The organism is Tistrella mobilis, assembly GCF_039634785.1.
In the GTDB taxonomy this organism is placed as follows: Bacteria; Pseudomonadota; Alphaproteobacteria; order Tistrellales; family Tistrellaceae; genus Tistrella; species Tistrella mobilis.
Window position 1 is genome coordinate 55140 of the sequence record NZ_JBBIAB010000016.1, and the last position, 22266, is coordinate 77405.

Annotated in this window: 17 protein-coding genes and 1 pseudogene; 4 read left to right on the top strand and 14 right to left on the bottom strand. The window is 68.1% G+C overall.

The genetic code is table 11. The annotated features are described in order from the left end of the window. The first annotated feature begins 24 nt into the window (after window positions 1-24). From WI697_RS20150 to WI697_RS20160, 3 genes are all read left to right on the top strand, one after another. Entirely contained in the window at window positions 25-543 is a 519-nt protein-coding gene (locus WI697_RS20150) for a hypothetical protein (protein ID WP_296718925.1), read from the top strand. A gap of 113 nt (window positions 544-656) precedes the next feature. Beyond that, a complete protein-coding gene (locus tag WI697_RS20155) occupies window positions 657-1514 on the top strand; it encodes a hypothetical protein (RefSeq protein ID WP_372021112.1) in 858 nt (285 codons plus the stop codon). Between the two features lie 96 nt (window positions 1515-1610). After that, window positions 1611-2087, top strand: coding sequence for a pyridoxamine 5'-phosphate oxidase family protein (locus WI697_RS20160; protein WP_345959713.1), 477 nt, complete (start codon window positions 1611-1613; stop codon window positions 2085-2087). On the opposite strand, the gene WI697_RS20165 is transcribed toward WI697_RS20160, so the two are convergent. The 6 genes from WI697_RS20165 to WI697_RS20190 form a co-directional block, all read right to left on the bottom strand. Beyond that, a complete protein-coding gene (locus WI697_RS20165; RefSeq protein ID WP_345959714.1) occupies window positions 2071-2550 on the bottom strand; it encodes a carboxymuconolactone decarboxylase family protein in 480 nt (159 codons plus the stop codon). The genes WI697_RS20160 and WI697_RS20165 overlap by 17 nt on opposite strands. A gap of 197 nt (window positions 2551-2747) precedes the next feature. After that, the gene (gene fliS / locus WI697_RS20170; RefSeq protein WP_345959715.1) at window positions 2748-3224 is read right to left on the bottom strand and encodes a flagellar export chaperone FliS; all 477 of its coding nucleotides are present in this window, start codon (window positions 3222-3224) and stop codon (window positions 2748-2750) included. A 31-nt stretch (window positions 3225-3255) separates the two neighbouring features. Further along, window positions 3256-5379, bottom strand: a complete 2124-nt coding sequence (fliD, locus tag WI697_RS20175) for a flagellar filament capping protein FliD (protein ID WP_345959716.1) — start codon at window positions 5377-5379, stop codon at window positions 3256-3258. Between the two features lie 82 nt (window positions 5380-5461). Further along, on the bottom strand, window positions 5462-5728 hold the full coding sequence (locus WI697_RS20180; protein WP_345959717.1) for a flagellar protein FlaG: 267 nt from the start codon (window positions 5726-5728) through the stop codon (window positions 5462-5464). Between the two features lie 394 nt (window positions 5729-6122). Continuing rightward, window positions 6123-7286, bottom strand: a complete 1164-nt coding sequence (locus WI697_RS20185) for a flagellin (RefSeq protein ID WP_345959718.1) — start codon at window positions 7284-7286, stop codon at window positions 6123-6125. Window positions 7287-7700: 414 nt separating this feature from the next. Continuing rightward, on the bottom strand, window positions 7701-8864 hold the full coding sequence (locus tag WI697_RS20190; protein ID WP_345959719.1) for a flagellin N-terminal helical domain-containing protein: 1164 nt from the start codon (window positions 8862-8864) through the stop codon (window positions 7701-7703). A 326-nt stretch (window positions 8865-9190) separates the two neighbouring features. Between WI697_RS20190 and WI697_RS20195 the strand changes: the two are divergent. Beyond that, a pseudogene (locus WI697_RS20195) lies at window positions 9191-9571 on the top strand (carboxymuconolactone decarboxylase family protein); the annotation flags it as partial. Between the two features lie 92 nt (window positions 9572-9663). Here WI697_RS20195 and bcsN read toward each other — a convergent pair. The 8 genes from bcsN to WI697_RS20235 form a co-directional block, all read right to left on the bottom strand. Then, window positions 9664-10350: a cellulose biosynthesis protein BcsN gene (gene bcsN, locus WI697_RS20200; RefSeq protein ID WP_345959720.1), complete on the bottom strand. Its 687-nt coding sequence runs from the start codon at window positions 10348-10350 to the stop codon at window positions 9664-9666. A gap of 5 nt (window positions 10351-10355) precedes the next feature. Then, window positions 10356-12827: a hypothetical protein gene (locus tag WI697_RS20205; protein ID WP_345959721.1), complete on the bottom strand. Its 2472-nt coding sequence runs from the start codon at window positions 12825-12827 to the stop codon at window positions 10356-10358. Further along, the gene (locus tag WI697_RS20210) at window positions 12818-14146 is read right to left on the bottom strand and encodes a glycosyl hydrolase family 8 (protein ID WP_345959722.1); all 1329 of its coding nucleotides are present in this window, start codon (window positions 14144-14146) and stop codon (window positions 12818-12820) included. The genes WI697_RS20205 and WI697_RS20210 overlap by 10 nt, the downstream gene beginning before the upstream one ends. Further along, a complete protein-coding gene (locus WI697_RS20215; RefSeq protein ID WP_345959723.1) occupies window positions 14143-16923 on the bottom strand; it encodes a cellulose biosynthesis cyclic di-GMP-binding regulatory protein BcsB in 2781 nt (926 codons plus the stop codon). Before WI697_RS20215 ends, WI697_RS20210 begins: the two co-directional genes overlap by 4 nt. Window positions 16924-16940: 17 nt before the next feature. Next, a complete protein-coding gene (gene bcsA, locus WI697_RS20220) occupies window positions 16941-19277 on the bottom strand; it encodes a UDP-forming cellulose synthase catalytic subunit (protein ID WP_345959724.1) in 2337 nt (778 codons plus the stop codon). A 218-nt stretch (window positions 19278-19495) separates the two neighbouring features. Further along, window positions 19496-20671: a flagellin lysine-N-methylase gene (fliB, locus tag WI697_RS20225; protein ID WP_345959725.1), complete on the bottom strand. Its 1176-nt coding sequence runs from the start codon at window positions 20669-20671 to the stop codon at window positions 19496-19498. A gap of 25 nt (window positions 20672-20696) precedes the next feature. Next, complete coding sequence (gene fliW, locus WI697_RS20230; protein ID WP_345959726.1) at window positions 20697-21215, bottom strand: flagellar assembly protein FliW; 519 nt, start codon at window positions 21213-21215, stop codon at window positions 20697-20699. A gap of 143 nt (window positions 21216-21358) precedes the next feature. Further along, a complete protein-coding gene (locus tag WI697_RS20235; RefSeq protein WP_345959727.1) occupies window positions 21359-22261 on the bottom strand; it encodes a flagellin in 903 nt (300 codons plus the stop codon). Window positions 22262-22266 lie beyond the last annotated feature (5 nt).

Below are 22266 nucleotides of genomic sequence, written 5' to 3' on the forward strand. Positions count from 1 at the left end.
GTCTGATCGGGGAGGGCGAAGACGATGGCACGCCTGGTCTATCACGAGGGCGAGCGCGAGGCGCATCGCCGGTTCGGGGTCGAGGACGAGGCGGCGGAGATCTCGGACATGGTCACCGACCGGCTGAGCCTGGGGGTGCGCCGTTTCATCGAGGCCCGGTCCATCGTCTTCGTCACCACCGTCGACGGCACCGGCCGTCCGGTCACGGCCTTCAAGGCTCGACCGGACGACATGCCGGGGCAACCGCCGCTGATCCGCGCCGCCGATTCGAAACGCCTGATCATGGCCCTGCAACCATGGGATGATCTGGACGTTTTTGATAACTGTCTGCAGGATGATATCGGTATCGGCCTGCTCTTCGTCGATTTTGATCGGCGGGCGCGCTATCGCGTCAATGGCCGGTGCCGCGCCGTCGATCCGGCGGCGATCGAGGCGGAGATGGGAACGCTCTGGCCCCAGGCCCGCGCGCTGGTAGAGGTGACCGTCGACCAGGCCTATGCCAACTGCCCGGCGCGCATCGTGCGGCTGATCGCCGCCGACTGAACGCCGCCAGCCATACCCGCTGACACGGTCTCTCACGCTGACCCCCACCGGTCTTCGTGACGACCTCGCATGCCTTGGAACACAACCTAAGATAAAAGAGGGAGGACGACATGGTGTCCCTGAAGTCAGCCGATCTGAATGCCCCCCGTCGCCAGGCGATCGATGCCATGAAGGCGAGCCTTTCGCCCGAGCAATGGGCGCGGAACGCCGCCTTCGTGGCCGAGCTGCGCCGCGAGATTTCGGCGCATCCGGTGTCGCGCCACCCGGCGATCGACATCCTGAACCGCGGTGTGCTCGATCACGACGCGATGCGCCTGATCCATCTGGAATATCGCCACGCCATCGTGCAGATCTTCACCGATGCGCTGCTCGCCGCCCAGATGCAGAGCCGCCAGCTGGAGCCGCGCCTGGCCCCCGCTTCGAAGATGGCCGGCCGCTTCCTGCTGACCCTGAACGTGCTCGACGAATTCGGCTTCCGCCCGGGCAAGGACACCGAGGGCTATTACCGCGGCAACCCGGCCTGCGCCCATTATCCGCTGTTCGAGGCGGTGCTGGACGATTACGGCGTCAGCGCCGACGACCGCGCGACCTTCAAGCCCACCGCGATCGCGACCGAGGTGCGGTCCTTCCTGGAAGATGCATACGGCAGCTATGTCGATGTCTCGGCCCTGCTGGCGGTGGCCGAGGAAGAGGTGATCCTGTTCAGCCCGCCGCTGCGCCGGGCCACCGGTGCCCTGGGTCTGGGGGTCGATGACGGCTACTACTACGTCCATGGTGTCAGTGACGACGACACCGCCGAGGCGGCCGATGACGATCACGAGGACGATCTGTGGTTCATCCTGACCCAGGCGATCACCGAGGATCAGTTCGATCACGTCCGCCGCATCAGCCTGGAATATTGCGACCTCTGGGTGCGGTTCTGGGACGAACAGCTGGCGCTCGCCGGCGCGGCCGAAACCTCGGCCGCCTGATCCGGTGATGCAGCCGGGCCTCCGCCACACCGGGGTGATGGTGGCGGAGGCCCTTTTTCGATTCGCGACATAAAGAATGCCAGGGAGGCCGATCGCATGGTGACCATCCCGGCCGCCGAGGCGGCGGTGCTGGAGGCACTGCCCTTCTTCATGCTGGGAACCGTCGATGCCACGGGTGCGGCGGACTGTTCCCATCGCGGCCGCATGCCCAGGGGAGAGGCGGGGCTTCGGGGAGAGGAGGGGACGCATGATCCCCTGGTCAAGGTGACCGGCCCCCGGCGGCTGGTGTTCCCCGACTACAAGGGGAATGCCATGTTCAATTCGCTGGGCAATCTGATCCAGCGTCCGGCGGTCAGCCTGCTGTTCCTCGATTTCGCCCGCGGTCTCAGGCTCAGGGTCGACGGCGATGCCGTGATCCATGACGACCCGGCCCGCTGGCCCGATGCCTGGCACGGCTGGTGGCCCGCGGCCCTGCGCTGTATCGAGGTGGCGGTCACCGGCTACGATGCCGGCTCAGCCGGCACCGTGCCGCGGCTGCGGCTTGACGAGGCGGCGGTCACGCCGCTTCGGTGACATGCCAGGCGCCGCGCCCCAGACGGTTCCAGGCGTTGATCAGCGCGATCTTCACGGTGATGGCCGCCTGTTCCTCGGGCGACCAGTGGCGGGCCAGTTCGGCGCGCGGGGCATCGAGTGCCGCCTCGTCACAGGGCAGGGTGAGGGCTTCGGCCCAGGCGAGGGCGGCGGCGAGGCGGCGATCTTCAAGTGCCGCCACGGCGGCCGGATCGCCCATCTGCGCGATCAGCGCTTCATCCACGCCGGTCTCGCGCGCTTCGGCCAGATGAAGCAGCTTGCAATAGCTGCAGCCGTTCAGCCGCGAGACGTGAAGGTCGATCAGATGGCCGAGGGCCGCAGGCAGGGCAGGGCCGGTCAACGCTTCGCTCGCAGCCATCAGTTTGCGCGATGTTGCAGCCGTAGACTTTGAGCCGTGGATGTCGATCAGGGATGTGGCGGCGGGCAGGTTGGCGAGATTGGTCATGACGGGCACTCCGTTTCGTCATCAGGCCATGGGGCCATTCAGGTCTTGATACCTGTCAGACGACGGCAGGGCCCCGGACGTGACATCCCTGGACGCGAAAAAACGGTACCCGGCAAAAAATACCCGGCAGATCCGACCCGGCGGCAGAAAATGCCGGGGGATCTGCCGGGTTGTGTCGTTCCGGAAAGGCCGGCCGGTCAGGCGGTGGCGCTGACCCGCGAATAGGCACCGCCGGTGGCGTTCTGGCCATAGCCCTGCTGGCCCGAGGCCCGCCCGCTGGCACCGGCCTCGGCGACGATCTGGGCGTCCAGCGCATGCCAGGCTTCCGACAGGGGCCGGAGCAGGCCGATCACCTCATCGGCGGCATTGGCGTCGTTGCGCAGGTCGATCTGGATCATCCGGTTGAGCATGAAGCGGTAGAGCCGCGACAGATTGGCGGCGATTTCCCCGCCCTTTTCCAGGTCCAGCGTCGCCTGCAGATGGACGATGATCTCACCGGCATGGTTGTTGGCGTCGTGACGAGCCTTGACGTCACCGCGCGCGATGGCGGCCTTCGCTTCCTGCAGCCAGGTGATGGCACGGTCGTAGAGCATCGCCACGCGCTGCGCGGCGCTGGCCGTCATCACCGACTGGATGCGATAGGTCTGGGCGGAGGCGCCGTAGGGGTTGCTCATCGGCCTATTCCTCGTGTGGCAGGGCCGCGGATCAGTTGTTGGAGTTCGGGTTCATGGCATCGACCTGGGCCTTCAGGCTTTCCAGGATCGAATTCATCTGCGAGAGCGACTCTTCCATCCGCAGGAACTTCGCCGTGATCCGGGTCTTGTACAGGTCGAGGCGGGTTTCCATCCGGGAGATCTGATCCTCCCAGGCGCTGGTCCGGGTCTCGAATGTATCGAGCTGTGCAGCAATCGTGCCAGTTTCGCTGGCGAGCGCCTTGTCGGCAACGTCGTAAAGCTGGGAGGCCACACCCTGGGTGACGCTGAAGGTGCTGTTGGTGGTGCCGTCCGCGCCCGGGCGGAAAAACAGCTTCAGCCCCTTGGCGCTGCCTTCGGTGGCGGTCAGCGTGGTGCCGCTGACCTGCATGTCGACGCCGTCGAGCTTGGCCGAGGTGATCACCCCGCCGGCGACGGTGACTTCCAGATTGTAGCCGCCATTCTTGTAGCCGGTGGTCGAGGCGAAGCTCACCAGCGACAGATCGGCGTTGTCGGTGGTGAAACGGAAGCTGAGCAGGTTGCGGACATCGTCGAAATTGTTGAGCAGCGCCTCGTTCAGCTTCGACTCGTCGATCTGCAGCGTTTCCTTGTCGAGGGGATCGGTCAGCGTCGCGGTCGAGGTCAGCGTGATGCCGATCGCCGACAGGGCGGCGAAATCGATGCCCAGGCCTTCGACATCGCCGTTGATGGCGTCGCGCAGCGAGCTGTTCATGTCCTTGAGCGCGCTGTTGCCGAACAGCGGCCCGGCATCTTCGGATTTGGTGCCGTCGGCTGCGGTCAGGTTCTGCTCGTTATAGAACCGGCGCATCTCGTTATAGGCGTCGACGAAGGCGTAGACCTGATCCTTCACGCCGTTCAGGTCGCGTTCGACCTGAAGGTTGATCTTGGTGCCTTCCTCGGCCTGATAAAGATTGATGGTCATGCCGGTGAAGAGGTCGGAGACCGTGTTGCTGCTCCGCTCCACCACCAGATCATTGTCGACACCCAGCGAGGCCATCAGCCCGTCGCTGTCGATGACGCTGAGCTGGCCGCCATTGGTGTCCTTCAGCACCAGCCGCGCACCGCCGCCATCATCCATGATCGAGGCCTCGACACCAATCGCCGCCGCATTGGCGTTGATGGTGTTGGCGAGGTCGGAGAGGCTGTCGGTGGTGGTGTCGAAATTGATCGCGACCGAGCCCAGGCCGGTCGACAGCGTGAAGCTGCCGGTCGACGGCGCGGTCGATACCAGCGATTTGATCGAGGCCGTGTCGTTCGCGAAGCGATGGCTTTCGTAGCGGGACGGGTCCTTGAGGCCGTCGACCGCCATTCGCGCCGTCTGCGCTTCCTGCAGCACGTTCGAGAAGGTGGCGCCGCCATCGGCCGAGATGCCGAGCGTGGAGAGCACGCCGCCGGTCTCGTTGCCGATCTGGATCGGCTCGCCCGTCGCATCATTGGTCAGCACCAGATAATTCTGGGTGCCGCCGACCGAGATGATGCTGGCGGTCACACCGGTCTTGGTGGTGCCGGTGTTGGCGTTGTTGATCTTGTCGCGCAGCGACTGCAGCGTATCCGTGCCGGAGACGTTGATCGTGGTCGCCGCGCCATCGCCATTGACGATGTCGAAACTGCCCGAGACCGAATTGGCCGCACCCCCGAAGGCGGTGCCCAGATCCGCGGTCTGCGATGCGGCGGCGCCGGTCGCCACCTTGGCCTGGGTCGCGACCCGCAGAACCTCGATCGAGCGCACGCCGACCTCGGCCTGATTGGTGGCCGAGATGCTGACCAGATTGGCGGCACTGGAGGCGGTGCCGCCGTCGAGCCGCGAGGTCTGCAGGAAGATGTTCTTGGTTTCGAACGCGCTGCCGCTCTTGTCGAAGGTCACCTTGCCGCGCAGACCATCAACCGCGGTGCGGAAGTTCTGCATCAGCGTCTGGTATTCCTTCAGCGCAGCGATCTGCTTGTCGACCGTCTCGACCTTGGTTTCAAGCCGGTCGATGGGCACACGCTTTGCCTTGACCAGCGCCTCGACCGCTGCGTCGGTATCGATACCGCTGTTCGACAGGCCGGTCACGGTGAGGCGGCCGTTCGCATCCGTCGACAGCTTGTAGCTGGAACTTACCGAACTGGTCGACATGGGGCCTTGCCTCTTCGCAGAACTGGATCAGGCGGCCGGCTGTAACCGGCAGATGCGTGTCGAACGGGCCGACCCGGACAGTTTACAACGTCCGGTCGACGACGGCACCGACCATCTCACGCAGCGCCGCGATCATGCGCAGCGTCTTCTCGGGCGGCAGCTGCTCCACCACCTCACCGGTGCTCCGGTCGACGATACGGCCGACCACGTCGCCGGTATTGGTATCGATGTCGAGCGCCAGCTTGACCTGGCTGGCCATGCCGCCCAGATCGATGCCCTGTTCGCGCAGGGCCTTGGCCAGAGCCTCGGCTGCCTTGTTGCCGCTGCTCTGCTCTTCCGTCTGGGTCACGTCGACCCGCCGGAAGGGTTCTATCGTGGCAGCGCGCGCATAACTCGCCGCTGCCGATGTGTCGCCGCCACCACCGCTCCCGGACCGGGCATTGGTTGCCGGTCGGTCGGTCACGGTCTGAACGTATGAGCTTCCGCGTACCGATGCGATGTCCATTGTCCCCTCCATGGCTGCCGCGTTCCCTTGCCCTGACGCGGCTGCTGAGGATGCCTTGACGGCTTGCTGTACATGTCGGGTCGAGACGTGCGGTACACGATGGATGTCACGCAAAAGCGGACGGCAGCGCCAAGCCGGCCCCGCCGCCCGTCAGGTGCGATCTCTCGGATCGTGCCACCGTAATGGAAAGGCGCCGGAGCCGCCGGGCCATCAGGCGCCGGCGGCTCCGGAAGGGCCGTCAGGACAGCAGCTTGAGCAGGTTCTGAGGCATCTGGTTGGCCTGGGCGAGCATCGACACGCCGGCCTGCATCAGGATCTGCTTGGAGGTGAACGAGGTCATCTCCGAGGCGATGTCGAGGTCGAGCAGCTCGGACCGGGCGGCCTCGCTGTTCTCGATGCTCGAGGCCAGGTTCGCCGCCGCGAACTCAAGCCGGTTCTGGTTCGCACCGATACCGGCGCGGCGGTCGTTGACTTCGTCAATGGCCGCCGCGACGTTGTCGATCGCGGTTTCGGCATTCGCCCGGGTGTCGAGCGTGTCGGCGGCGAGGCCGGCCGACAGAGACGCCACCGCGGCGCTGTCGAGCGTGAAGGCCAGATCGTCTTCGGCCGCCGTCGTCCCCGTACCGATCTTGTAGGTGAAGGTGGTCGAGGCGCTGTTGGCGACGGTCGCGTCGAAGGTGTTGTTCGCCGTGATTGCGGTCGCCGGGTCGAAGTCCGAGGTCAGCGTCAGGGTCAGGCCGAATTCGTCGAACCGGACATCCTGGGTCGCACCGGCCGCCGGGGCCGCGGTCACCTGCTCAGAGGTCTGGGCAACACCGGTGGTGGTGTTGGTGACCGTGAAGCGGTTGGTGGTCGTGTCGTATTCGATGCTGAACGTATCGCCGTTCGACACGCCGGCCGCGTTGTTGTCGAAGGTGATCGCGCCGAAACCGTCGGCCGATTCGATATCGGTGCCGATGGTGCCCGCGGTCACGGTCTGCGAACCGTTGATCAGCTTCTGGCCGTTGAACTCGGTGTCACCGGCGATACGGTCGATTTCCGACCGCAGCGAGGTGAACTCGTCGTTCAGGTAGACACGCTCGGCGTCGGAGACCTGGTCCGATGCGGCCTGGGTGGCGAGCGTCTTCATCCGGGTCAGAACGTCGCTGATGCTGGACAGCGCGCCATCGGCGATCTGCAGCATGGAGCCCGCCTGACCGGCGTTGACACTGGCCTGACGCAGCGCCGCGGTCTCGGATTCGAGACGCTTGCCGATGGCGAGCGAGGCGGCGTCGTCACGGCCCGACAGAACGCGGGTACCGGCCGACAGCTTGGCGAGCGACCGGGTCGCGTCGTTATCGCTGTCCTTCAGGTAGCGGTACGCAACGTTGGCCGAATAGTTGGAGGCAATGGTCATGGCCATGGTACGGTCTCCTACTTGGAACCGATGGCGCGGGCATCCACCCGCTGATGCCGACATCCTGTCGGCAGCACGTCCTTCCTGGTCGTGCCTGTGGGTAAGTATGCAATGACAATGCCAGAGACGCAAGCCCCTGAAATACCGTGAGGCAGCCTGTCGCAGGCAGAGAAAACCCGGCAGATTTTGCCGGGTTTTGGCGGTCTGGCCCGGCAGATTTTGCCGGGCGGCGGCGCAACCGGGCTATTTTTGCCGGGCTGGCCATGCGCCGGATGGGGCACGTGCCGGGTGCGCCGGCTTGAACGACTGCGGGGCGGCCCGGTTCCCTTTGCGGCGACCCTGAGGTGCCGCTGCGGGACGGGGCCGCCCCGGAGGACGGTCCTGGAGCGGAAGAGGGGGCCGCGGCGGCGGCCGCCCTGATCAGCCCAGCAGCTTGAGGAGGTTCTGCGGCATCTGGTTGGCCTGGGCGAGCATCGACACGCCGGCCTGCTGCAGGATCTGCTTCGAGGTGAAGGCGGTCATCTCGGACGCGATGTCGAGGTCGAGCAGTTCCGAGCGGGCAGCTTCGCTGTTCTCGATGCTCGACGCCAGGTTCGCGGCGGCGAATTCCAGACGGTTCTGGTTGGCACCGATGCCCGCGCGGCGGCTGTTGATCTCGTCGATCGCGGCGGCGACGTTGTCGATCGCGGTCTCCGCATTCGCCCGGGTGTCGAGCGTGTCGGCAGCGAGACCGGCCGAAAGCGAGGCGACGGCGGCGCTGTCGATGGTGAAGGCCAGATCGTCTTCGATCGCGTTGGTGCCGGTGCCGATCTTGTAGGTGAAAGTCGCCGACGCGCTGTTGGCGATGGTCACGTCGAAGGTGTTGTTCGCCGTGATTGCGGTCGCCGGGTCGAAGTCCGAGGTCAGCGTCAGGGTCAGGCCGAATTCGTCGAGCCGGACATCCTGGGTCGCGCCGGCCGCCGGGGCCGCGGTCACCTGCTCAGAGGTCTGGGCAACACCGGTGGTGGTGTTGGTGACCGTAAAGCGGTTGGTGGTCGTGTCGTATGCGATGCTGAACGTATCGCCGTTCGACACACCGGCCGCGTTGGTGTCGAAGGTGATCGCACCGAAACCGTCGGCCGATTCGATATCGGTGCCGATGGTGCCCGCGGTCACGGTCTGCGAACCGTTGATCAGCTTCTGACCGTTGAAGTCGGTGTCGGCCGCGATGCGGTCGATTTCCGACCGGAGCGAGGCGAACTCGTCGTTCAGGTAGACGCGCTCGGCATCCGAAACCTGATCCGAGGCCGACTGGGTGGCCAGCGTCTTCATCCGGGTCAGGATGTCGCTGATGCTGGAGAGCGCACCATCGGCGATCTGCAGCATGGAGCCCGCCTGACCGGCGTTGACACTGGCCTGACGCAGAGCCGCGGTCTCGGCTTCCAGTCGCTTGCCGATGGCGAGCGAGGCTGCGTCGTCACGACCCGACAGCACACGGGTGCCGGCCGAGAGCTTGGCGAGTGAACGGGTGGCGTCCGAGTCGCTCGCGCTCAGATGGCGGTGCGCGACGTTCGCGGCGTAGTTCGAATTGATCGTCAGCGCCATGACTTGGTCTCTCCGATACTTGCGCTTCCGGTGGCTTTGGAGCGTTCCATCGCGCCAACCCGAGCGGCCAATCCCTGGCCCGGCCCGCACGGCACGATCTGATCGGGGACGCTTATTGCACGGGGTGTGCCAAGTCTGAAAAATGATGAAATTCAATAAGTTATGATGTCTGATCCGCCGCATCTGCAGACCGTGCGGAGATTCCGACCCGGCAGTTTCCGCCAGGGCGGGCGGCAGAAACTGCCGATCGGCAGGCTCGCATCACCCGGGGCACGGCGGTAATCTCGTCGCGACCCCGTCAATATCTGCCGAGCCGGAGGAGCCCCATGGCCGGACCCGAAATGGTCGAATACGAGGATGCATCGCCCGAGGTGCGGGCGGTCTTCGACGACATCATGCAGACCCGTCGCGTCGACCGGCTGAACAATTTCTGGAAGGTGATCGCGGTCCACCCGCCGACCCTGAAGCGGACCTGGGAAAGCCTGAAGGAGGTGATGGCCCCGGGCGCGCTGGACCCGATGGTGAAGGAGCTGATCTTCACCGCCGTCAGCGCCACCAATGGCTGCGCCTATTGCGTCACCAGCCATGGCGGCGCGGCGGCGAAAGCCGGCGCCAGCCCCGAGATGATCCGCGAGATGCTGGCCGTGGTCGGCATGGCCAACGAGACCAACCGCCTGGTCTTCGGCTATCAGGTGCCGATGGACGAGCCGCCGGCCGCCGCCGCCGAAACGGATGCGGCCGACGCATCGAAGCGTCGGCCGCGGTCAGCTCAGGTCAGGGCGCGTCGGGCGGGGCGCGATCAGCGGTAGCCGTATCCCACCACACCGGTCTCGGGGCGGATCTGCAGGGTGTCGTAGCCGTCGAGCAGCGCCTCGGGGCCGAGGACCGGGTCGCAGGCCCGGAAGATGATGTCGAAGCCCTCGATATGGCGCGGCAGCATCCCGCGTTCATCCTGCAGCCGCTGCCAGGCGAGCACGCAGGTGACGCCCAGCGGCCGGCGGGCGACGGCAAAGCCGTAGCGGCCATAGGCGTTGCGGCGCGGCACGGCCGAGATCTGCGGCTCCAGCCCCGGGAATTCCTTGGCCAGCAGCAGCCTCAGCTTTTCCTGGGTGAACCGGTCGCGGGGCGCATTCACCGGCAGATCGGCGAAAGACCACAGGCTGTCGGTGCGCACCAGCCAGAGATCGGCCTCCAGCCGGTTCTGTCCGGCTTCGACCGAACGGTTGGGCAGGATCGACACCTGCTTCAGCTCGGAGCCGTTGTTCGATCTGGTCTGGGTGACGATCAGCGGATCGGGGGCCGCCGCCAGCCGGGCCAGCGCCTCCAGCGGGCCGAGACGGGTGGCACCGGCCTCTTCCGCCAGCGCCGTCGGCTGGGGCCCCGCACGTTCATAGGTGCAGCCGCCGAGAGCCAGAAGGCCGAGTGCTGCGGCCAGAAGGCGGGGGCGGAGGCCGGGGACGAGGGCTGAGTTGCGCATCCGGGTCATCGGGATCACTCCGGATAGAAGGTGACGACGCGCAGGCCCTCGCGCGATTCGGGCGTGCTGAGTTCGGTGTCGAGCCGCTCGAACAGCCGGCGCGACTGGCCGAGCTTGCGGGTGTGATAGAGCGACCAGGCCCGCATCAGGGCCAGATCCCGCCGTTCCGGGGCGATCTGGCGGCGGGTGTCGAGCAGGCGCATCGCCAGCAGATAATCCTCGTCGTCATAGGCGGCCTGGGCACGGGCGGCAAGCAGTTCCGCCTGCAGATCGGTGCGGCGTTCCGGGGTGATCGGCTGGGTTTCGATCATCCGCTGCGCCTCGCTGACCAGACCCATCTGCATCAGGGTCAGGATTTCGCCATAGACGGCATCCGCCCCCATCTCGCCGCCGGCCGCGCGGGCCTGGGCGAAGGCATATTGGGCTTCTGCGGGCCGGCCGAGGCCCAGCAGACACCAGGCGCGCTGCATGGCGGTGCCGGGTGCTTCTACCGGCACCGGCGGCAGGGCGGCGGCGCCTGAAAGCGTCGTGGCTGCCGGTGCTGCGACACTGGTGGCGCGGCCCCCCGCGCTCAGACCCATCGCGCTCAGGCCCCCCGCGCTCAGGCCGCCCGGGACGACACCGCCGGTCGTGGCCCGCCCTGCGGTGGTCGACACCCCCGCCGGTACGCCTGTCTGTGCGCTGGTGGCGCCGCGGCTGGCGACCGCATCGGGGGTATAGCCATAGGAGCGGCCATAGACATCGCCCCCGGTATAGCCCGTGGTCGGCGCATAGCCGGCTGCGGCCGGCAGGCCCGCCCGATAGACCGGTTCGCCCGCCGACCAGGTCACACCCGCCCGGCCGGTGCCATAGCCGGTATAGGCGGTGGGCACGGCGTCGGGGGGCAGCACCGGCGGCAGGCGCCCGGCCAGGGCGCGGGCGGCGTCGGTGGACATCTGTGCGGCATATCCGGCCGCCCCGCCCCGCGGATCCGGGGCCAGCCGGCCATCCAGCACCAGCAGGCAGCCGGCATTGTCGCCGCGGGCATAGGCTTCGGTCGCGGGGCCGCCACCGCCGCCGCTGCCGCGCAGACCGCTGAAGAACTTCGTCAGCCGCGCCGAGCGGCCGGCATATTGCTGTTCCAGTGCCTGAAACCGGGCGGTCTGGCCGCTGCCCTGCAGGCCGAGGGCAAGGCCTTCGACCGCCTCGTCTCCGCCGCCCCAGGCCAGCGCATTTTCGAACCAGAGCGCCGCCGTGGCGGGATCCTCGCGCCGGCTGTGCCACCAGCCGAGCGCCATGGCGGCGCGGGCATCGTGCTTTTCTTCGGCCCAGGTCGCGAAATCCACCACCATGGCGCGCGGCGCGTTGGTCTGGCGGCCGAGCATGGCGCTCATGCTGTCGACATAGTCGCGGCCAAGCCCCGACGAGCGGGCGAGGCGCGCCGCCTCGGCGGTCTTGCCCTGGCGGGTGAGGGCCTGAATCCGGCCGCGCAGCCCGGCCTCTTTCGCACCCCAGCCTTCGGCCTTGCGGAACCAGGCTTCGGCCTCGCCGGCCTGGCCCTGTTCCATCAGATACCAGGCGACCAGCATCGCGCCGTCGGCATCGCGGCCCGCCTCGACATCGGCCTTCACCGCGTCCAGCGTTTCGGCGGTCACCTGCGGCCGGGTGCCGGATTTGCGGGCCTCGGGCGACATCGCCGCGGCCAGCTCGCCGCGGCGCAGCCCGCCGACCACCTGCTGCAGCGCCGCCGGATCGGTGCCGACCCGGCCGCGTTCGATCGCCACCAGCTGTTCCACCTGATCGGATGGCAGGATGGTGCCGGCCTTCTGCAAGGTGGCGCGCCGCTCCTGCGCGTTGTCGCAGGTGGACACGATGGTCCGGTAGAGGCCGAAGGCCGCATCCGGATCGCCGAGTTCGGCCCGCGCTTCGGCCAGGCGCCACATGCTGTCGACGCTGGAGCAGCTGATCAGCGCCGGATGGCGATCGGCGATCTCCACCACGGTCCGCCACTGCTTCGCATCGCTGGCCGAGACCAGCCGGGTGCGGTCTTCGCCCATGGCCAGGGTGTCGAGCATGGCCTGCGACGGCGACCAGCCGGGATAGCGGCCGCGCAGCTCCGCCACCCGTGCCCGTGCCTCGGCAAAGCGGCCGTCGCCGATCAGATCCCAGATCGGGCGTTCGTCCACCGGGCTGTCGGGCGTGCGGCTGAACAGGTCGGTCGGCGTCTGCCAGTCGGGATGGAGCGCCTTCAGCCGGCGGATTTCGGCCTCCAGCTTCTCCATGTCGCGGATGCGGGCGTAATAGCGCAGCGCCGTTTCGTCGACGGCGCCGGTGGCCGGCGTGCTGGGCTGAACCTCGACCCGCACGCCGGGGGCCAGGCTTTCGGCGCCGGATCGCGGGGTGGCGGTGCCTTGCGCCGCGGCCATGCCGGTGCCGGCGAGCAGGGCGATCACCGATACCATCGCCGGCGCCGAGGCGCGGAGAAGCGGTCTCAGGGTCACAGGCATGCAGGCTTCCTCCCGGCGGCGGCAAGGCGGACCATCAGGGTCAGGCTGGCCGCGTAATACGAGGCGTCGTCGTCGACGGCGGTGACATCGGCCGGCATCGGCCGGTCGTGAACGATACAGGCGACCAGGCCGGCCACGGCGCGGAAACCGGCATCGCTGCCGCGCTCGGTGACCCTGCCGTCGGGCAGGGCCACGACCTGCGGCCGGTCGGTGATGCGGGCGGCCCCGGCCGGCCAGAGCCGGTCGAGATCGACATAGATCGGCAGGGCAGGGTCCAGCACCCCGGCCCAGGCCAGATACAGCGGCACCCGCACGGCGTTGTAGCCGAAGGCGGCGGGGAAATTCGGATCCTGCGGCAGGGTGAAGGCGCCGTCCGGCTCTGCCACCACCCATTCGGGCGGCAGGGCCGGGGTGCCGAAGCGCACGGCGGCCATGACCGCCGGGGTTTCGGTGGCAAGCCGGTTCCAGACCGCGGCACCGTCCGGATCGATGTCGGCCAGAACCGGGAAGGCCGGCAGCACCCAATAGGCCGGGTTCACGACCACCGACGGGTCGCGGCGGAAGCCTTCCTGGCCGGGCAGGACCATCAGCCGCCCGGCATGTTCCACGATCACCGTGCGGCGGATCGCGGCGGCAAGTTCTGCCGCCGCCTCGCGATAGCGATCGTCGCTCCAGCGCCGCCCCGCTTCGGCCAGCGCCCAGGCCGCCAGGATGTCGCCGTCCGATGCGCTGTTGCGATCGGTCACCGCCGGATCGGCCTTGGGGTCGTAGCGCCAGGCCATCATGCCGTCATCGCGCACGAACAGCGTGGTATAGGTCCACGACCAGATCCGCGCGAAACTGGCCCGGTCGCCCATCAGCACCGACAGCAGCAGGCCATAGCCCTGGCCTTCCGAATGGCTGATGCCGCCATTGCCGGTGTCGATCACCCGGCCTTCGGGGGTGAGAAAACGCTGCCGCCAGTCTTCCCACAGGGCCACGGTGCCCGCATCCAGCCCCGCCTTGCGGTCGGCCTCGGGCCGTGGGGCTTCGGCGCGCGCCGTCTGAACCGGCGGGGTACCGGCAGGGGTGGGGGTCGGCAGCTGTGTCCGGTCTTTCGCTATGGCTTGTCCCTCTGACGAGACGGCCTCTGACGAGACGGGCACGACCGCCGGCGTCGCCGCCGCGGCCAGGGCACGCGGGGCCGGCTGGGCCGGTGCGGCCGGTGCCGTCCCGGCCTCGGCGGTGCCGTCCGGCGTGCGGCTTTTGGTGGTCGCCCAGACCGCAAAGGCGATCGCGGCGATCACCGCCAGGCTGATCACGCGGGAACGGCTGCTCATACGGGTCTCCGGGGGGAATGGCGGACAAGAATATGGGTGGCGACGCCCAGCGTGCCGATCAGCAGGGCGATCACCGCAGTCCAGATCAGCACATTGCGCGAGAACCAGCTGGCGGTGATCGACAGCACGCCGAAGGGCCCCACCTCTCCGGTCAGCACGTGATAGGACGGGCCGCCATCGGCCGTCGTCACCGTGCGCCCGTCGCTTGCCAGCGTGGCGACACCGCCCTTGAGCGCGTCCCAGGCCTCGTCGGCGGCCAGCAGCCGCACGCCGCCCAGCAGGCGCTGATCATCGGCCGCGGTCACCAGCGTCCAGGTGGTGCCGACATCCTGGGGGGCGGCATACTGCATCACCGCCACCAAGGGCCGGCTGCCCTCGGTGAACAGCGTTTCCGGGCTGCGCCGGTCGGGCAGGGTCTCGTCCAGAATCCAGCGGGTCTGGGTGCGCAGCCAGCCCCAGCTGCGGCTGGCCCAGCCGATCATGCCGTCGCCCCTGTCTTCGGCATTTTCCCCCAGCCGGCGCTGCCATTCCTCGCGCAGCCCCTCGGACCAGCGATTGGTTGCGGCGGCCCGGGCTTCCAGCCGCCGGGCCGTCTGTGCCTGCAGCAGCTGCGGGCCGGATTCGGCATCACCCCCGGGGGCCGCGGCGTCGTCGCCGTCCACGATCGCCTCGGGCAGACGGCCGCGGTTCAGATCGCCCAGCAGTTCGGGCCCGACCGGTGCCGCCGCGACCAGATCCAGGCCCAGCCGCGCAATCGGCGCCACGATCAGCGTGTCGCGGGCGCGCAGCCGCGGCATCTGGTCGTAGAAATGCGGTTCCATCGGCACGCCGGCCGCCCGGGCCATGCGGGCAATGACCGTGGCCGCCGCCGTCACCCCCAGCGGCTGGTCCAGCGGGGTCACCACATGGAAGGCGCTGATGTCGTGGCCGGGGCGGTTATAGGGAAAGCCGGTCCCGGCCATGACCCGCAGATCGGGCAGGCTGGCCAGATGGGCGACCGGCGGCACCTCGATCGCCGTGGTGTCGAACAGGGTGAAGCGCGGTGCGCCGCCGCCCGCCGTGCCGCCGCCCCCGGGGCCGGCCAGAACGCCGTCGGGGCCGCAGAAGGCGGGTGTGCCGGGCAGGCGGGTCTCGAACGAGATTACGTTGCGGCCGGGCTGGAACATCGACAGCGGTGCCAGCAGCTCGGCATTTTCGATCAGGGCGCCGCCGGGGGCGTCCAGCTGCAGGGCGGTGGCGAAATTGCCGTTGATCAGCACCGCCACTTCGGCTCGCGGGCCGACATTCGCGCCATAGGCGGCATCCAGACGGATCCGGACCCGCGAATTGTCGCCGACATACAGATCCATCGGCATGTCGACCGGCAGGTCGATGCGCTGGCGCAGACCGTCGAAGGGATCGGTGTGATAACCCAGCTGGGCAAGGCTGTAGCTTGCGTCGCCGTCGATCCTGGGGGTGGGGCGGGCAGGCACGCGGGTTTCGATGTCATAGAGGTCCGCCACCAGCCGGTCGCTGCCGGGCAGGGGCCGGGTCTGGTCGGCGAAGCGGCGGGCCGCCAGCTGGGCCTCGCGGGTGTCGCGGCCGGTCAGCACCAGAATGCTGCGGTCGCCGGTGCTGCGGATCAGGCGCAGCACGCCGTCGCCGGCATCGCCCGGATCCTCGCCCACCAGCCCGGCAATGGCCGGTGCCGAGCCCACCACGATCACCCGCCGGGGGCCGTCGGCAGAGCCGGGGTCCGACAGCTGGCGGGCCAGCCGGGTATCGTCGGTGGCGTCGATCATCTCGAAGGACGGCATCGATACCCCGGCGCGGATCGCCAGCGCCTGGGCGGCGATCGCGGCCGCCGTCATCCCGCCATCCGACCGGAAGCCGTCGGCGACAACGATCGCGACCGGATCGTCCGCCAGGGCCGGATCGGTGATCAGGCTGTCGAAATCGGCCAGGCCCGGGCCGTCATCGGCGACGGCGAGCATCAGACGCGAGGCCTGATTGTCGAGCCGCGCCCAGAGTTCATAGGTGGACGGGATGTCGCAGAGCAACCGGTGGCGCTGTCGGGCGATGATATCCACCCGGTTCTGGCCGACCGTCAGCATCTCGACCGGCAGTTCGATCCGCGCGGTGACCGGGCCGCGATGCGCGTCCAGCGGCAGGCGGGCCACCGGCTGGCCGTTGATCCAGACATCCAGCGCCGAAGCCTCGGGCGAGGTCTCGACCGAATTGCTGTAGACCAGCTTCAGCACCGCGTGATCCACCGCCACCGCATCGGGCAGCAGGACCGAGAAGCGGCCGACCGCATACTCGCCCGAAAGCAGCGTGCCGCGGCTGCCGGTCGGGTCCAGCGGCACCAGGGCGTAGCCGAGCATATCGTCCGGCATCGCCTGCACCGGCTGCGGGGCGGGGGTGGGTGCGGGGGCCGACGCCGCCGGCAGCGGTGTCGGCGGCACGGTCACCCGCGGTGCCTGCGGCCTGGGCGCCGGCTCCGGTTCCGGGCGTGGCTGTGATGCCGGGCGGGGGGCCGGCGGCGATGTACGCCGCGGCTGTTCCACCGCCCGCGGTGCCGGTGCGGGTTCCGCCGGCGCCGGGGCCGGGGCGATGACCCCGCGATAGGCGCCACCGGCATCTGCCGGGGTCTGCCCCCAGAGCTTCAGATCCACCGGCCCCTGCGACTGGGCCATGGCGGGGGCGGCGCCCAGCTGCAGGGCAAGCACGCCCAGCGCCAGAAACCGGAGACGGCCGCGGGTGGCGAGCGGTACACGGAATGATGGATGGATGGCCATCTGCGTCGTCCTCCGGCTCAGCTGGTGCGCGGGGCGGGTGCGCTGCCGCTCCAGCCGGCGGGCGGCGTGAAATTTCCGTCCGGCGGCACGCCGTCTTCGGCGCCGGCCGGCTCGATCTGCAGCCGCGGCGGCGGGGGCGGCGCCGGGTTGGTGCGGAAGCGCGATCCGCCCAGCACGAAGCCGAGAGAGCGGAAGCCGTAGGCGGCGCTCAGACGGATGAAATGGGCAACGCCGCGCACCACGCCCGGCCGCCTGTGACGGCGCGAGAGCAGTTCGGCCCAAAGCGCGCTGGAGCCGTAGACCAGATCGACGATGGCCTCTTTGGCGGCGTCGGTTTCGGGCATGAAGCGCAGGCCGATCTGGATGTTGCCGGCATCGTCGGGCCGGCCATAGCGCATTTCGACCGGCACCGGGCGGGCCTCGCCGGTGGCCATATGGGCGGGTGCCGTCAACTCGTCGACCAGAAGCTCGGCAAAGCGGCCGGTCAGGCGACCCTTGGGCGCCTGGCGCGCCGGAATGGCGAGCCGGGCACCGCCCTGCGACAGGTCCAGCAGCGCGCCTTCATAGAGCGTGCCGTCGATCAGGATCCGGGCCGGGCGCTTCACCGTGACCCGCGGGGCCGCGCGATGCTGGGCGTGCTCGCAGACCACCCCCAATGCCGCCGAGGCGAGCAGCAGGTTGAAGGTGTTCCAGAAGGTCACCACCAGCAGCACGTCGCGGGTGGCCGGTTCCATCCACCAGCGCCAGAGCGCGGCAACCGTTCCCAGAACCAGCAGGCCGACCACCACCACCAGCGGCTTCGCCAGCGGCGAGACATGGTCATGGGCCAGTGTCTCGCCCTTGGCGGTAACCTTGAAGGTCGGCTTGCGCGGGTCGATCATCGTCTTGACGATCGCGACCGAGGTGTGCAGCGACTGGCTGAGTTCGTAGAGTTCCGAAATCAGCGGCCAGCGGAACCGGCCGTTGAGCGCGTTCTGGATCATCAGCGAGGCGACGAGATAGGTCAGCGTATAGCCGGCAAACTCCGCTGCCGTCGCCCGATAGATTTCCAGACCGAAGAACAGATAGAACAGCGGCGCGATCAGGAACATCAGCCGCGAGAACGGGAACAGCCAGAACATGCTGCTCGCCAGATAGCACAGCCGCTGGGGCAGCCGCAGGCCGCGCTTGAGCAGCGGGTTCTTCATCATGAAGATCTGGGTCATGCCCTGGGCCCAGCGCGAGCGCTGACCGATGAAGGCGGCATAGCTTTCCGGCTGCAGGCCGGCGATCAGCGGCTTGCCGTAATAGACGCTGTTATAGCCGCGGGCATGCAGGTCGAGCGCGGTTTCCGCATCCTCGGTGATCGACAGGCCGCTGAACCCGCCCACTTCTTCCAGGCAGGCACGGCGCAGCAGGGCTGCAGATCCGCAGAAGAAGGCGCCGTTCCAGCGGTCCAGGCCACGCTGGATCATGCCGTAGAACATCTCGTTCTCGCTGGGCATGCGCTCGAAGGTCTTGAGGTTGCGCTCCAGCGGATCCGGGCTGAGGAAGAAATGCGGGGTCTGCACCAGGAACAGCTTTGGATCCTTGCGGAAGAAGCCGACGGTGGCGAGCAGGAAGTCGCGGGTGGGCACGTGGTCGGCGTCGAAGACCGCGATCAGGTCGCCATGGGTTTCCGGCAGTGCGGCATTCAGATTGCCGGCCTTGGCATGAGCGTTGGTTTCCCGCGTCAGATAGTGCACGCCCAGCCGGGCGCACATCGCCTTCAGGCGCTCGTGCCGTTCACGCGCCTTCAGCGCCTCCTGGGGGTCGGCCGACAACCGCTTCATGTCGGTCGATCCGTCGTCGAGCAGATAGACGTTCAGCCTGTCGGCCGGATACCACATCCGCTTTGCGCCGATCAGGGTCGTCTCGATCAGCCCGTCATCCTCGTTGAAGCTGGGCACGAAGACATCGACCGTCGGCAGTTCCGCCGGATTGTCGGGCAAAGGCGGGCTCATCCGCGTCACCGGGTCGATCACGACGAAGTTGTTCACGAAGAACATGACGATCGCGTAGACCTCGGCCGCATAGAGCACCAGGCCGGGCACGAAGGCGAACGGGTCGTCCAGCGGCGGCAGGGTGGACAGCGTGCGCCAGCACAGATAGCGCGCCACGATGAAGCCGCCGATCATCACCAGCATGGTGCGGCGGACGCTGGCGTCCTCGTGCGCCCGTGTGCCTTTCAGCACCGCCATCGCCGCCAGCAGCAGGATCATCAGCACGATCTGCGCCGGCAGGCTGACCGGTTGCGCCGCGGCCGCCAGCAGCGCGATCAGCGCCAGGATCCAGATCAGACCGAGCGCGAGGCGCCCGAAGCGTTGTGCGACCATCCTGTCAATTCCATACCGGGTCCGGGGTGATGCCATGGACACGGATCGTCGTCGACGTTCCGCTGCGACGTGGGGGCTGACCGGTGCGACGACCAGGGGATGCTACGATATGACCCTCTGGAAACATAAAATACCAGTAAAATTTTTCGGAGAATCTCTTGAATGCCCGTGTGCCTACCGCCCCTCGATGCATGATGGCGCATCGAGCGATGGGCCCGTCAAGTCAACATTGCATAAGACAGCAGACCATGGACACGCCCTGCGCTGTTCCAGCCACACTCGGTGGCAAGCGCGTCGATCAGCGCCGGACGGCTCAGATGCTCGAACAGGCGGGCGATGACGGCTGCATCGGCGACGAAGGCGGCGCGGGCCTCTTCGGCCTCCGGCGCGGCATCGGTGTCGAGATCGAGCGCGGCCACCCGTGCGGCAAGTGCCGTCATGGCGAAGGTGACGACCAGCCGGATGCCGGGCAGGGTTTCCGGCGTGGTCGTGGGCAGCGGGGCCGCCGCCGGCGCGTGGGGAGAAGCCAGAAGCTGATGGTCGATCCAGGCATCGAGCATCCGGGCGAGGCCCGAGGGGGCGGCATGGCGCCGCCAGGCCGCGTCGCGTGCGGCCCTCAACACATCGGGATCGTCCTGCCCGCGGATATCGAGCGCAAGCGTCGTGCGATCGAGCGTCACACCCAGCGCCGCCTCCAGCCGCCCGGTCAGCCGGTCGAGCGCCGGCCGCCAGACGCCGCCCGTGGCATGGACCAGGGCGCCCAGGGTCAGCAGCAGGCGCGGTTCGTCGAGCGGGTCGCCCGCCGGCTGGGGCAGACGGTCGAGGATCGATCGGGCAAGCGCCGCTGCCGCGGCGGGTTTTTCGGCCTCGGCAAACCGGGCGACCGAGCCGGTGAGCGCGGTGAGTGCGCGCATGCGCTGATCGGCCGGCGCATCGGCCGCCAGCCGGGCCATCACCGCCCTCAACCCCTCGCCGGCAGGGGCAGGGGGGCCGACACCGTCCCGGGCGGTGGGGTCGAGCGCCAGCCGGGCGATTTCCGGGCAGGCGAGCTGGGCGATGCGCAGCCGGCTGCCGTCGGCGAAGCTTGCCACCCGGCGCGGGAAGCCGCCGCAGGCTTTGGAGAGCACGTCATGACCATGGGCTGCGTGCAGCCGGCACCAGCCTTGATCCAGCGCCACACAGGCACCGTCGCGGCGGGCCATGCTGCGGCCGGCATCGGCATCGGTGCTGGTGAGCGAAGCCAGTTCCGCCGGTGGGAACAGGTCCTGCCAGCGCGCCCAGGTCTCGTCGTCGACCTGCATCGACCAGCCGGCGCAGCAGGTGTCGCCGCAGGCGGGGCCGATGCAGGTGAAGGCATCGAGAACGGGTTGGTTGCGCGGGCTGTCCTGCTCCATGCGGTCCGGACGAGACGGGTTGGGCTCAGCCTGCGATCAGCGGCTGGCGGATCGGATATTTGGGATTGTGCAGCACATGCTGCCAGCCCCGGCGCGCCTCCACATCCACCAGGATCGGCGCCCGGCGGTTGATGGTCAGCAGCACGCCGCCTTCCACCCGGTGGCTGGCGACCACCAGCAGCACGGCGGCATTGGTGCGCGCGATGCCCAGATGGGCCAGCGCCTCGTCCAGATCCTCGGCATCGATGGCATCGGTCTTGACCGGCACCGGCAGCACCAGCATCGACACCTTGGGATTGTCGATCGAGACCAGGATCTTCAGATGGTCGATGCGCTCGTCCGCAACCTCGGCGAGGGCGAAGCGGCCGCGACCGCCCAGGCCGACCAGGCCGCGGGGAATTTCGATGGCGCGATCGGGGTCGATCGCGATCCGGCCGAAGCGGGTGTCGAGCACCATCTGCGCATCGGAGGTCATGGGGGCATCGGAAGTGGTTTCGGACATGTCGGGCGACATCCGGATAGCATGGGCGACAGCCGTCAGCATGACACGCTTTCCTTCGCTTGAGCAGTCCCCGTATGGGCAAGTGCCGCGATACGGGGGAGAATCGGGTGGATGCAGGGGCGGGCCCTGCGGGGGGCGCTTGCTTCAGCCCTGCGCGGGCGCCTACTTCAGCCCTGCGCGGGCGCTTATTTCAGATAGTCGGCCAGCGACATCCGGTTGATCTGCGACACCATCATGTAAGAGGCGTCCAGAATGGTCTGGTCGTTGGACATCCGGACGGTGGCCGAGGGGATGTCGGTATTCTCGATGGCAGAGATGGCTTCTTCCTGCGTCACCTTCCGGTCCTCGTGGCCGGTGATGATGCTGTCGAGCCGGGCCTGATTGGTGCCCACCTCGGCGCGATAATCGGCGAGGGTGGCGATGGCGTCATTGACCATGGTCAATGCGGTTTCCGCCATGGCGGTCGATCCGATCTGGCCGGCCTCGATCGCCGCTTTCAGCGAGCCGATCAGCTGCTGAAAGCCTGGCCGGTCGGCATTGATGCCGTAATCCATGGTGATCTGGTCGTCGAGCCGGGCGCTGAGTTCGACCTCGTCGCCCGCGTAATAGCTGGCATCCGGGTCGCCCCAGATCGCCGGATCGGGAACCGGGACGGTCACCGGCTTGGTATCGGTGCGCGAGCCGCCGAACAGATAGCGGCCGTCCTCCGACACGTTCAGCGCACCGGTCACGGTATCGAGCAGGCCCTGGGCTTCCTGTTCCAGTGGCACCGCATCCGACAGCCCCGAGGTGGTCGCCTGCATCAGCAGGGTGCGCAGGCTGCTTGCCGCATCACCGATGGCCGAGAGGCTCTGGTCGATCAGGGTCAGCCGGCGATCGACGTCCTTGGCATTCGACAGATAGTTGTCGATCCGCGTCGCCTCGGACCGCAGGTTCAGCGTCTTTTCCGAATCCCCCGCGATGCCCGCATAATTCTGGGCGACCTTGCCGCTGGAGATCTGCGTGTTGGTCGCATAGGTCCGCGCCTGAACCTCCATCACGTTGTTCAGGCTGCGGTTCATCTGGGCGTAGTTGGTGACGCGGATCATGATCG

Excerpts from the sequence above, each read along its gene's own strand:
- WI697_RS20150 (WP_296718925.1), top strand. The coding sequence starts at position 25 with ATGGCACGCCTGGTCTATCACGAGGGCGAGCGCGAGGCGCATCGCCGG.
- WI697_RS20160 (WP_345959713.1), top strand. The coding sequence starts at position 1,611 with ATGGTGACCATCCCGGCCGCCGAGGCGGCGGTGCTGGAGGCACTGCCC.
- WI697_RS20165 (WP_345959714.1), bottom strand. The coding sequence starts at position 2,550 with ATGACCAATCTCGCCAACCTGCCCGCCGCCACATCCCTGATCGACATC.
- fliS (WP_345959715.1), bottom strand. The coding sequence starts at position 3,224 with ATGAGCAACCCCTACGGCGCCTCCGCCCAGACCTATCGCATCCAGTCG.
- fliD (WP_345959716.1), bottom strand. The coding sequence starts at position 5,379 with ATGTCGACCAGTTCGGTAAGTTCCAGCTACAAGCTGTCGACGGATGCG.
- WI697_RS20185 (WP_345959718.1), bottom strand. The coding sequence starts at position 7,286 with ATGGCCATGACCATTGCCTCCAACTATTCGGCCAACGTTGCGTACCGC.
- WI697_RS20190 (WP_345959719.1), bottom strand. The coding sequence starts at position 8,864 with ATGGCGCTGACGATCAATTCGAACTACGCCGCGAACGTCGCGCACCGC.
- bcsN (WP_345959720.1), bottom strand. The coding sequence starts at position 10,350 with ATGACCCGGATGCGCAACTCAGCCCTCGTCCCCGGCCTCCGCCCCCGC.
- WI697_RS20205 (WP_345959721.1), bottom strand. The coding sequence starts at position 12,827 with ATGCCTGTGACCCTGAGACCGCTTCTCCGCGCCTCGGCGCCGGCGATG.
- WI697_RS20210 (WP_345959722.1), bottom strand. The coding sequence starts at position 14,146 with ATGAGCAGCCGTTCCCGCGTGATCAGCCTGGCGGTGATCGCCGCGATC.
- WI697_RS20215 (WP_345959723.1), bottom strand. The coding sequence starts at position 16,923 with ATGGCCATCCATCCATCATTCCGTGTACCGCTCGCCACCCGCGGCCGT.
- bcsA (WP_345959724.1), bottom strand. The coding sequence starts at position 19,277 with ATGGTCGCACAACGCTTCGGGCGCCTCGCGCTCGGTCTGATCTGGATC.
- fliB (WP_345959725.1), bottom strand. The coding sequence starts at position 20,671 with ATGGAGCAGGACAGCCCGCGCAACCAACCCGTTCTCGATGCCTTCACC.
- fliW (WP_345959726.1), bottom strand. The coding sequence starts at position 21,215 with ATGCTGACGGCTGTCGCCCATGCTATCCGGATGTCGCCCGACATGTCC.
- WI697_RS20235 (WP_345959727.1), bottom strand. The coding sequence starts at position 22,261 with ATGATCCGCGTCACCAACTACGCCCAGATGAACCGCAGCCTGAACAAC.